This window comes from Nocardia sp. JCM 38205 (assembly GCF_058222935.1).
The window spans coordinates 258381-270120 of sequence record NZ_JBYHFL010000007.1; the positions used below are offsets into that span (position 1 = coordinate 258381).

Consider the following 11740-nt stretch of genomic DNA (forward strand, 5'->3'; position numbering starts at 1 on the left):
GGACGAACAGATGAATCGCGCACCGACCACGAACGGTCATTCCGCGGAGCCCGTGCGGGCTCGCGGTGGCTACGACGCCTACTTCGCCCAGCAGGTGGACCTGCCGCCGGGGTCGGTCACCGGGGTGGGCGGGGCCGGTGTGCATCCGTCGACTACCGAAGCGGCGGACGCATCGAGGCCCGCGGGCGACCAGCGGGGACCCACCGCTGCGCCGGCCCAGGGCAACAGCTCGGCACCGCAGCAGGTTTCGGCGCCAGGTGCGCCCAGTTCATTGTCGTTGCCGAACAGCGATGCGCCGCCGCCCGCGGCAGCTGTCGCGGCGCCGGGTGCCGAGCAGAACGCCGCCGGCCAGGCCCGGCCTGCGCAAGACCAGCACCAACAACAGCAACACCAGCAACAACCACAGCACCAGCAACAACAACAGCAGCAACAGCAGCAACAGACGCAGTCCGGGTACCCGCCCGCGCAGCCGAATCAGTTGCAGAACCCGGCGTCCGGTGCTGCCGCGCCACCGCCCAACAACTGGGTGCCCGACCGCGTCGAGGTCACCACTGTGGACCAGTCGCGCGTCGAAGTACTTCCGGTCGCGCTCACTTCCATCGAGTTGCTGGCGAACATCTCCGCGGCCAATCAGGCTCAGCTGCGCTCCAACAGCGGTGTGCGCGGTGCGCTGAACAAGGTGGGTTTCCGGCTCGGGCTCTCGCCGGCCGAACAGCGCACCGAAGATCGCCGCAGCCGAATCCGCCGACAGCTCAACAACACCTACCAGATCGCGATGATCAGCGTGAAGGGCGGCGTCGGCCGGACCACCACCACCGCGACTCTCGGCTCCACGTTCGCCTCGCTGCGTCCCGATCGCGTCGTCGCGATCGACGCCAATCCGGACTTCGGCGATCTGTCCACCCGGACGGTGCGCCACCCCTATGGGCTCACGCTGCGCGAACTGGCGCGCGATCCCAATCTCGGCGCCTTCTCGGCGGTGCAGTCCTACACCTCGGTCAATGCGTCGAATCTGGCTGTTCTCGCCTCACCGTGGACCACCGAGGCGAACGAGGCGCTCTCCGGCCAGGAATACGGCACCGGGGTGGAGATCCTGCGCCGCCACTACAACCTGCTGCTCGTCGACTGCGGTACCGGCGTGCTGGATTCGGCCACCCGGACGGTGTTGCAGACCAGCGACGCGGTCGTGGTCGTGACCCCGGCGACCGTGGGTGGCGTGACCGGTGCGGTGGCGACGCTGAACTGGCTGAGCACCCACGGACTGGATCGGTTGATCGCGAAGTCGATGGTGGCCATCGTGCATCATCAGCCGCTCAAGCCGACCGTGGACGTCGAAGCGATCGAGAATCTGTTCGCCACCGCCCATCGGCCCACGTTCACCCTCCCGTACGACGCGCATCTGGCCGAGGGCGGCGAGATCGATCTGCGGCTGGTCACCAAGGAGACCAAGCTCGCGTTCGAAGAACTCGCGGCCGCGCTCGCCGACGACTTCCCGACTCATCTCGCCGGTGATCCCGGCCATCACGGAGGGTGGCGATGACCACTGTTGTTGCGCCGCCGGCGAATTCGTCTCCGGCCACTGCGGCGCAGCCGCCCGCCGAGGTCGCACGGGCCAGGATCGCGGTGCTCGTGGGGACATACCAGGTCGATGTCGTGGTCCCGACGAAGTTCAGCATCGAGACCTTCATCGACGATCTGCTCGTCGTCCTCGCCGATGCGATAGACGACGAGAGCGTGGACTTCACCCCGCCCGCCGGGCAGTGGAGTCTCGGGCGGCCGGGGGAGCCGCCGATGCCGCGTTGGCGCACGCTGGCCGATCACGATGTCGTCGACGGCACGGTGCTGATGCTGTCGGTGGTGGAATCGGCGGAGGTGTTCACACCCGTCGTCGAGGACATCACCGACGCACTGGCGATGATCAACGAGCGCGAGTTCGCCGAGTTCGACCCCCGCGCGTCCAGCATCGTCGGACTCGCGGCGCTGGGGGCGGGGTCGACCGTCGTCGCGGCGCTGCTGTCGTGGTCATGGACCGAGACCGGGTCGCTGTGGTGGTGTGCGCTGCCCGCGCTGTTGCTCGGGCTGATCTGCTGGGGCGCGGCCGTGCGGTCGCGTGCGCGCGAATCCGCGCCACACATCTGTCTCGGTCTGTCCCTGGCCGCGCTTCCGCTGCTGTTCGCGGGTGCGGCCATGCTGGTGCCGCCCGAGTACGGCGAGCCGGGGCCGTTCGCCGCGGCCAATCTCGCGGCAGGCGCGGTGGTCGTCGCGGTGGCCGCGGCGACCATGATCCGGCTGACCGGGCTCGGGATCGCCACCCTGATGGCGGTGACCGTGACCGGCCTGACGCTCACCGCGGCCGCACTGCCGCTGACCTATTCGGATCTGGCGGTCCGTCAGGTGTCCAGTGGCGCGGTGTTCGTCGGCCTGATCCTGTTGACGCTGGCGCCCCGCATCGCCGTGGTGATCGCGCGCATCCGTCCACCGGACCTGCCCGACCCGGGCAACGAGGTCGCGCCGTCGACCCTGACCGGGATCTTCGACGCCGAATCCGGCGGCGACGGTGAGCAGGACCGGGCGGCCGAGGATTCCGACCGGCGCGATGCCTCCACCGGCATCGAGAGCCGGGCCAGGCTCGCGGTGACGAGCCTGCGCGGCCTGATCGTCGCGATCTCCACCCTGCTGGCCGTCTCCTCGGTGATCACCGCGGCGGTCAGTCCGGGCGGGATCCGTGAAATCGTGCTCGCCGGTGCGGTAGCCGTGGTGCTGGTGCTGCGCTCACGCTGGTATCCGGATCTGGTGCAGGCGATCGCGCTGGTCTGTGCGGCCGCGGTGACGGTCGCCGGGGTCGGCTGGGTTCTGGTCGGCGCCTACGAGACGGCGCCGGCGCGACTGGTCGTCGTCGCGGTCGTCGCGGTACTGGCCACCCTCGCCTGCGTGGCGGCGGTGCGGATGCCGGGCAAGCGGCTGTCACCGCCGACGCGTCGCGTCATCGATCTCATCGAATACGCCCACATTCTGGTCGTGCCGATCATCGCGTTCTGGATCATGGGTATCTACACCGCTATGCGGGAGCTCTGATGGGTGGCGGACGCGTCGCGGTGGCGGCGCTCGCCGGGCTGATGCTGGCCATCGCCACCGGGCCGGCCGCGGCGGTGGCGCCGCCGCAGGTGGTCGTCGGCCCACCGCCACCGGACGATCCGCCCGGACCGGAGTTCCCGACCAAGCAGGACAAGGCGTGCCTGGCCACCGGTGTGCTGCCCGACAGCGATCTGACGCAGGTGCCGCCGCCGGATCTGGCGCTGGACCTCGAGCGGGCGCGATCGTTGAGCCGGGGCGCGGGGGTGACCGTCGCCGTCATCGATACGGGCGTGCAACCGAATCCGCGGCTGCCCAACCTGGTCGGTGGCGGAGACTATGTCACCGCGGGCGGCGACGGCCTGTCCGACTGTGACGCCCACGGCACGCTGGTCGCCGGAATCATCGGCGCCACAGCCGATCCGGCGGACGCTTTCGCCGGCGTGGCGCCGGATGCGCGGATCATCTCGATTCGCTACCGGTCCGGTGCGTTCCGGGCCGAACGGCCCGCAGGCGATCAGACCGCACAGAAGACCACCGATATGCGCGCGCTGGCCCGAGCCATCATCAGGGCGGCCAACCTCGGTGCCGGGGTGATCACGGTGTCGCTGCCGGTCTGCGTGCCCGTCGACGAGCCCGCCGACCACGACATGGTCGCCGCGGCCGTCGGCTACGCGACCCACGTGAAGGGCTCGCTCATCGTGGCCGGCGCCGGCAACACCGGTGCCGATGGCTGCCGGCAGAACCCGAAGATCGATCCGGGACGGCCCACCGACGAACGGAACTGGCGCGACGTCGGGACCATCTCGACACCCGGCTGGTACGCACCGACCGTGCTGACGGTCGGCTTCACCACCGCCAACGGCACACCGATGCCGGACTCGCTGAACGGTCCCTGGGTGTCGGTGGCGGCACCGGGTACCGGCATCGAATCACTCGGTCCGGGCGGCATCGGGCTCATCAACGGCGTCGGCGCTCCCGGCAAATTGGTGCCGGTGGCGGGTGCCTCGTTCGCCGCCGCGTACGTCAGCGGTGTCGCGGCGTTGCTGCGCTCCCGCTTTCCCAACGAGACTCCGGCCGAGATCGCGGCTCGCTTGCAGGCCAGTGCCCACAAACCGGCGCGCGGGATCGACAATGCGGTCGGCGCGGGCGTGATCGACCCCGCCGCCGCCCTTGCCTACCGCACACCACCGCAACCGCCGCAGGGGCTGTTCGCCTCGGCGGCCTTGGACATCCCGCCGCCACCACGAGCCGACGACGCACGCCCGGCGGTCACCGCGACGATCGTCATCGTCGCCGCGGCGATCCTCGGCGCGGGCGCGACCTACGCGGGCAATGCCATCCGGAGGCGGCGGTGAGGTTTCCGAGTGTGCGCGTCGGCGGTGCCGAACGCGTCCCGTTCGCTGTGCTGGCGGTCGGCGGCAGTCCCTTCCTGGTGACGCTGTCGGCGCACACACCGTGGTGGGCCGGTGCGGCCGTGGTCACGGTGTTGCTGGTGACGGTCACCGTCCGGGTCAACGGCCGGACCACCGTGCGCTGGTTGCTCGACTGGGTGGAATACCGCTCCGGTCGCTCCGCGCGGGCGCGGCTGCTGGCCGAGCCGCCGGACATCCAGGACGTGGAGACCAAGAGCGGGGCCTGCGGTGTCCGGAGGTCGGGTAACACCCTGGTCGCGATGATCCAGCTGGCCCCCGATCTGGACCTGCCCACCGTCATCGCCGACACCTCGATCTACACCGAGGACACGGTGCCGGTCGATGCTCTGGTGCCGTTGCTGGACCAGTACGGCATCCAGGTCGGCATCGACATCGTCACCACCGGCCAGCGGGTGCGCCCGACCGGCAGCTACAGCATGCTCTACGACCAGCTGATCGGTTCGCATCCGGTGGTCGGCGACCGGCTGACCTGGCTGGTGGTGCGGTTGGATCAGGAACGCAATCTGCGGGTGCTGAACCGGCGTGGACCGTGCGAGGTCGTGGCACCCAAGGCACTGGCCGCCGCGGCCCACCGGATCGCGGGCCGGTTGCGTGAACGTGGCATCCAAGCCCACGCCCTGCCCGCCGCCGCGCTGGGTGAGGCCACCCGGCTGCTGCACGCGGGCGTGGAACTACCGGATCTGCGGGAGACGTGGAACCGGCTGGAATCCTCCGCACCCGGGCGTTGCGTCACCAGCTTCGTCATCGACTGGAATCGGCTCGACGGCGCGGGGCTGGACGATTGCTGGTCCTGGAACAGTGGCCGCACCACGCTGGTGGTGAGCTTGACCACCGAGCGCGGGCCCCGCGCCCTGGTGCGTTTCATCGGGCCCGCGGTCGAGGCCAAGGACCTTCCCGACTACCTGAACCTGGTCTCGGGTCGCCAGGCGGATGCGCTGCTGGCCACGCTGCCTGCCGAACTGTCCGTCGACGCACTGCCGCCCGACGAAACCGGCAGCGACACCGCGACCCTGCCCCAGCTGTGGGAGCTGCCGATCGCCATCGGCCCCAATGGTCAGATCCTCGGTGCGGTCAGCGGTCAGCCGCGACACACGCTGGCGCTGCCGTTGTTCGACCCGGCGCGCTACAACCCGCGCCGGCGCTCGATCGATGTGCGGGCACAACTGTCGGTGGCGCAGCAGATCCTGTTGCGCGCGACGGTGGTCGGGGCGGAGGTCGAGATCCACACCAGCAGACCGCAGCGCTGGCGCCAGCTGGTGTCGGCCGTCGGTGACCCGTCGACGCTGCGGCTGGCCGATGCCACCCACGACAACGGTGCTGGCGCGGCCTCTTCGGCGACGATCGCGGTCTTCGACCAGGTACCCGCGCACGCCTCCGCCGCGCAGACCACCGTGACGATCTCCGAGCCGGGTGCGCCGCGCAGACGGGCCGCCGATCTGGCCATCGATCAGGTCAGCGCGACGGCGGTGGATGTGAGTATTCCGATGCGCCGAGTACGGGTGGACCTGATCGAACCGAGGGGCGAAACCCGGTACCTGGATGCCGCCGACCGGCCCGCCCCGCCCGGTGCGCCGGCGGGTTCGGAGGTGGCGTTGCTCGCACCACCAGGTGGCCGTCGTGTCAGTTGAGTCATGGAGACGGTAGGGTCGCAGATCGTGGCAGCGGACTCCCGGTCGGATGTCGAATCCTCCCCTCAACCCGACGACGCGGACGAACTCACTCCGAGACAGTCCGCGGCGGCGATATTTTCCAGCAAACTCTCGGAGCTGATCGCCGAGTCGGTGGTTTCCACCGACGACGGCTCCACGCGATCGCTGACGTTGTACTCGCTCGCGCAGCACCTCGAACTCGCCTACCCGGATGTGCCGGTGTCCCAGTCGGGGCTGTACCGGCTCATCCACGGCCAGGCGATTCCGCGGCTCGATCTGATCATCGCGCTGGCCCGCGTATTCGACGTTCCGCCTGAATATTTCGTCACCGCCGACAAGTAGCGCGGTCCGGCCACGCTGTTCTCGGTGCCGGGAATAGCGTCGGCTCGCCGGGCGCGAACCCGGGATACCATCCGAGCATGCCCGCCGAGGACCCGGGAGATGTCTTCCTTCGTAACCGCGGCGCGGTGCTGGATGCCCTGCTGTCCGATCCCGCGCTCGGATCATCCGGCGGCGGTGCGGTCGCCGACCGTCCGGCATCGGCCGCGGCACCCAGCAGCAACACCCCCGACCCAGAACTCATGGCCGCGATCGCCGCGTCCGCGGCGGCAGCCGGTTCGGCGGGGGCCGCGCCACGTAGGCGCGAGACCAGTGCGAGTGAGCGCATCAATGCGCTGCTGAGCGGTCAGTCGCCGGATTCCGGGTCGCATTCGTCGCTGGGGTCGGAATTCGCGGGTGTGCCCGCCTCCCGGCTCCGGGAGGCCGCCGCCGACGAGCCGCCGCGTACCGAGACCTCCGCTCCCGCGCAGCGACCGCCCGATACGGCAGGTCGTCGCGGCGGCGCGGATCAGTACGCCCGCGATCTGGTGACGCAGCTGCGGAAACCGAAGGTTGCGCTCGGGGTGGCCGCCGCCCTCGCGGTGCTGCTGGTCTTCATCCTGGTCGTCACCGGTGGTGAGGAGACCAAGTCCGAGCAACTGCAGGTGCTCACCGAGGCGCCGACCAGCGCCCCCGCGGCCCCGCCGCCCGGTCCGGCGCCGGGCAGCGTCATCGTGCCCGAGTCGGCGAAGTCGCAGTGCCCGCCGGGTGGCACCGATGCCATGGACGCCTTCTCCGGTGAGCCGGGCAAGGCGTGGTCGTGTGCGCGCGCCTATCAGGTCGATGGGCAGATCATCCGCATCGACCTCGGCAAGACCTACGAGATCGAATCGATCGCGATCGTGCCCGGGTGGGACCACGTGGGCACCGACGGTGTGGATCAGTGGGCGAAATTCCGCACCGTGAGCCGCGTTTCGTATCAATTCGACGACAAGGACGACACCGTCTACACCCAGGAAACCCTCGATCAGCGCACGCTGGTGGAGACCAGGATCGAACCTCCGGTGCAGGCCTCGGAGATCGTGCTGACCGTCCTCGAATCCAGTGGTGCGTCATCGGTGAACACCACCGCGATCTCCTCCATCGTCATCACCGGGCGGTGAGAGTGCCACCGTGTCCGCAGTGATCTGTCAGTACTGCTCGCACCGCGACAGCGGCGGGCACGCCACCTGCACCAACTGCGGTGCACCGTTGGCCGCGCCCGGCGTGCCCACCGCGTCAGCCCCGCCGCAGCCGTCGACGGCACCGGAGCCGAGCACACGGGCGTTGATCGGAACCACGCTGCGCAGGGTCGGCGAGATCGTCCGCGACGACGCGGCAGCGGTGCGCAAAGATGCCGAGGCGGTGGAACACGCGGTGGCCCATGCGCCGCATCCGCGCTGGCAGTGGCAGGCGGTGGGCGCCGCGATCGTGGTGTTGCTCGTGCTCGGATTCCTGCTCGCCCGATCATGTTCGGTGTCGATCCCGCCGCCGGAGGGCACGGCGATGGGGTCCGCGGTCATGGTGCTGCCCGCTCCGCTGCGCGCGGCCGCGTCATGTCAGCCGATGGCGGAATCGGGTGTGCCGGTGGAGCGGTGTGTGATCGGCGCACGGCATCCGATGTTGTCCGGGTCGATCACCTCCGGGCGGGATCTGATCTTTCACGCTCGGCTGGTGCCTCGGACGCGGTTGAACGACACTGTGGGTCAATGGCGTTCGGCCGGATCGACGGTGTTGGCCGACGGTGCGGTGTTCGCGGCGCTGAGCGCTTCGGCTGCCGTGCAGTACGCGAACCCTAGCACCGGATTGCTGCTCGACACCGGCACGTTCGCCGGTTCGGCCGGCGCGCGGGAGTTCCTGTCGCGCGCGGGTTTGCTGCAGTGATCGCGATTCGCGCAAACCACGAGCTATAAACCCTCAGTTAATGTACCGTTAGATAGCGGTACGTTGAACAACGTATTACTCTTGTTCGGTAACCCCACCCGACGATGGCGGAAGGCGCAGGTCAACGGTGACAACCACACAGAACGCGATGGATGCGACACAGTTCAGGGGTGATCCGACCGAGCTGGAACCGGCCTACTTCCGCTGGATCCGCCCGGATTCGACCGCCCTGACCATCACCGACCGCGCCGGGCACATCTTGCGCCACCACCTCGAGCTGGCCGCGCGGCGCGCGCCGGGGACCGTCTCCACCCGGGTCTACCGCGCCGACGACGAGTGCGGGCTCGGCCTGGCCATTCAGATCGTCAACGACGATATGCCGCTGCTGGTCGAGTCGGTCACCTCGGCGCTGCACCGGCTCGGCGCCACCGTCGCCGAGGTCGTGCACCCGGTCTTCGATGTCACCCGTGACGCAGCCGGCGAGCTGCGCGCGATCGCCCCGCGCGACGGCGACGGCGCCCGCCGCGACTACGCCGACGCCCACAGCTATCCCGAATCGTGGATCCACGTCCAGCTCGATCCCGCGGTGAGCGCGGAAACCCTCGACCGCATCGAACAGGCGCTGCCGCAGGTCCTCAGCGATCTGCGTTCGGTCACCGACGACACACCGGCCATGGTCGCCTCGATGACCACGCTGGCCGATCGGCTCGATCGCACCGCCGAATGGTCCGACGACGCCGAGATCTCCGAATGCGCGCGGCTGCTGCGCTGGCTGGCCGACGGCCATTTCACCGTTCTCGGCTACAGCGATTACCGGATGCGCCGCACCAGCCCCACCCCCGACGCCGAATTCGGCATGTGGCCGGTGCCGGGGACCGGGCTCGGTGTGCTGCGCGACGGCTCCGGCGCCGAGATCCCGGTGCCGGTGCTCGGCGCCAAGCGCCCGGTGCTGCGGCTGACCAATGGCACGGTCGACTCGTTGATCCCGGGTTCGCCGGATCTGTACTTCATCAGCGTCGCCGAATACGCCACCACCGATCCGGGTGGCGCGGGTGCCTCCGGCGACACGGTCGCGGCGGTCAAGGGCGAGCACGTGTTCGTCGGCACCTTCACCGTGACCGGGCTGCACGAGAACATCCTCGATATCCCGGTGATCTCGCGGCGGGTGCATCAGGTCATCGAATGGGCCGGGTTCGAACTGAATTCGTTCTCTGGTCAGGCCATGCTCGAGGTGATGCAGACCTTCCCGCGGGTCGAGTTGTTCTCCACCGACGCGCGCAGGCTCTTCGACACCGTTTCGGCGGTCATGAATCTGGGTCTGCGCCGCCAGATCCGGCTGTTCCTGCGCCAGGACGGGCGCAGCGGCGCGATCTACTGCCTGGTCTACATGCCGCGTGACCGGTACTCCACCGAGGTCCGGCTACGGATGCAGGACATCCTGCTTGCGGAGTTCGCCGGCGACCAGATCAGTTATTCGGCGCGCGTCACCGAGTCCGAGCTGGCGGTCGTCTACTTCACGGTGCACCGGGCGCCGGGTACGGCAGCGGATCTGTCGGAGGCCAATCGCGAACGCGTGCAGGACATTCTGTTCGCCACCACGCGCACCTGGTCGGACCGCGTGGTCGCGGCCGCCGCAGGCGTCGCGGGCATTTCCCGTGCGGTCGCCACCGGCTACGCCACCGCGTTCCCGGCGAGCTATCAGCAGGAATTCGGCGCCGATCGCGCGCTGACGGATCTGCGCAGGCTGGAGCGCCTCGGCGAGGGCGAGATCGATACCGCGCTCTACCGGCTCGCCGACGCGCCGGCGGGGGAGTGGCGGTTCACCCTCTACGTCGCCGGTGCGGGTGTGTCGCTGAGCCGGGTGCTGCCGGTGCTGCACAGCCTCGGCGTCGAAGTGGTCGACGAGCGGCCCTACCGGATCGCGCGCCAGGACGGCCCCCTGCGCTGGATCTACGATTTCGCGCTCCGGGTGCCCGCGGCGCTGCTGCGCGATTCGCTCGACCCCGATATGGAAGCCGATCTGCTCGATCCCGCCGCCGAGCAGGCCGCCGGTATCCGGCAGCGGTTCCCGGCCGCCTTCGCCGCGATGTGGTTCGGCGACGCCGAGGTCGACGGTCTCAATGAGCTGGTGCTTCGTGCCGGAATGCATTGGCGCCAGATCGCAGTGCTGCGCGCCTACGCCAAGTACTTGCAGCAGGCCGGATTCGCCTACACCTTCGGCAATATCACCAGGGTGCTGCTGGCCCATCCGGCCCTGGCGGCGGCGTTCATCGAACTGTTCGACGCCTATTTCGATCCCGATGCGGCCGGCGAGGAGTCCGCGAGCCGGGTCGAGGCGATCGCACAGCGGTTGCGCACGGAGATCGATGCGGTGGTGAGCCTGGATACCGACCGCATTCTGCGCGCCGTGCTCGAGCTGATCACCGCGACCCTGCGTACCAACTACTTCCGCCGCGACGAGCACGGTGAGCCGGCCGGCTACCTGTCGTTCAAGTTCGATCCGCAGGCCATCGCCGAATTGCCGCAGCCGCGGCCGCGTTTCGAGATTTTCGTGTATTCGCCGCGGGTGGAGGGTGTGCATCTGCGGTTCGGTGCGGTGGCGCGTGGTGGTTTGCGGTGGTCGGATCGGTTGGAGGATTTCCGGACCGAGATTTTGGGTTTGGTGAAGGCGCAGGCGGTGAAGAATGCGGTGATCGTGCCGGTGGGTGCCAAGGGTGGTTTCGTGGTGAAGCAGCCGCCTGCGGCCACCGGGGATGCGGGCGCGGATCGTCAGGCGATGATGGCCGAGGGTGTGGCCTGCTACCGCACGTTCATCTCCGGCCTGCTCGATCTCACCGACAATGTCGATCACACCAGCGGTGACGTGCTGCCGCCCGCCCGCGTGGTGCGGCGCGACGCCGATGACACCTATCTGGTGGTGGCCGCGGACAAGGGCACCGCGACCTTCTCCGATATCGCCAACGACGTCGCCAAGAGCTACGGTTTCTGGCTGGGCGACGCCTTCGCCTCCGGCGGCTCGGTCGGCTACGACCACAAGGCCATGGGTATTACCGCTCGGGGTGCGTGGGAGAGTGTGAAGCGGCATTTCCAGGAGATGGGGATCGATACGCAGGCCGAGGATTTCACGGTGGTGGGTATCGGTGATATGTCCGGTGATGTGTTCGGTAACGGGATGTTGTTGTCGGAGCACATTCGCCTGGTGGCGGCGTTCGATCATCGGCATATTTTCTTGGATCCGAATCCGGATGCGGCGTCGTCGTTTGCCGAGCGGCGGCGGATGTTCGAATTGCCGCGGTCGTCGTGGGCCGATTACGACACGTCGCTGATCAGCGAAGGCGGCGG

At 69.1% G+C, this 11740-nt stretch carries 8 protein-coding genes; all 8 read left to right on the top strand.

From position 1 onward, the window contains the following. Positions 1-10: 10 nt before the first annotated feature. Positions 11-1540 carry a MinD/ParA family ATP-binding protein gene (locus AC4HOU_RS25040; RefSeq protein ID WP_228816062.1) on the top strand — a complete coding sequence of 510 codons (1530 nt, stop codon included), beginning with the start codon at positions 11-13 and terminating at the stop codon, positions 1538-1540. Continuing rightward, on the top strand, positions 1537-3075 hold the full coding sequence (eccD, locus tag AC4HOU_RS25045; RefSeq protein WP_195021410.1) for a type VII secretion integral membrane protein EccD: 1539 nt from the start codon (positions 1537-1539) through the stop codon (positions 3073-3075). The genes AC4HOU_RS25040 and eccD overlap by 4 nt, the downstream gene beginning before the upstream one ends. Continuing rightward, positions 3075-4430, top strand: a complete 1356-nt coding sequence (mycP, locus tag AC4HOU_RS25050) for a type VII secretion-associated serine protease mycosin (RefSeq protein ID WP_195021409.1) — start codon at positions 3075-3077, stop codon at positions 4428-4430. The genes eccD and mycP overlap by 1 nt, the downstream gene beginning before the upstream one ends. Next, positions 4427-6136, top strand: a complete 1710-nt coding sequence (gene eccE / locus AC4HOU_RS25055; protein ID WP_324197448.1) for a type VII secretion protein EccE — start codon at positions 4427-4429, stop codon at positions 6134-6136. The genes mycP and eccE overlap by 4 nt, the downstream gene beginning before the upstream one ends. A 27-nt stretch (positions 6137-6163) precedes the next feature. Then, complete coding sequence (locus AC4HOU_RS25060; RefSeq protein WP_232052348.1) at positions 6164-6499, top strand: helix-turn-helix domain-containing protein; 336 nt, start codon at positions 6164-6166, stop codon at positions 6497-6499. A gap of 77 nt (positions 6500-6576) precedes the next feature. Beyond that, positions 6577-7638: a discoidin domain-containing protein gene (locus tag AC4HOU_RS25065; RefSeq protein ID WP_163814975.1), complete on the top strand. Its 1062-nt coding sequence runs from the start codon at positions 6577-6579 to the stop codon at positions 7636-7638. A 10-nt stretch (positions 7639-7648) separates the two neighbouring features. Next, positions 7649-8398 carry a hypothetical protein gene (locus AC4HOU_RS25070; RefSeq protein WP_195021408.1) on the top strand — a complete coding sequence of 250 codons (750 nt, stop codon included), beginning with the start codon at positions 7649-7651 and terminating at the stop codon, positions 8396-8398. 148 nt (positions 8399-8546) lie between these two features. Beyond that, positions 8547-11740: NAD-glutamate dehydrogenase domain-containing protein (locus AC4HOU_RS25075; protein ID WP_490725409.1), on the top strand; the 3194-nt coding region annotated here is incomplete at its 3' end.

Bases quoted from the DNA above. Each gene is read 5' to 3' on its own strand.
- AC4HOU_RS25040 (WP_228816062.1), top strand. From the start codon at position 11: ATGAATCGCGCACCGACCACGAACGGTCATTCCGCGGAGCCCGTGCGG.
- eccD (WP_195021410.1), top strand. From the start codon at position 1,537: ATGACCACTGTTGTTGCGCCGCCGGCGAATTCGTCTCCGGCCACTGCG.
- mycP (WP_195021409.1), top strand. From the start codon at position 3,075: ATGGGTGGCGGACGCGTCGCGGTGGCGGCGCTCGCCGGGCTGATGCTG.
- AC4HOU_RS25065 (WP_163814975.1), top strand. From the start codon at position 6,577: ATGCCCGCCGAGGACCCGGGAGATGTCTTCCTTCGTAACCGCGGCGCG.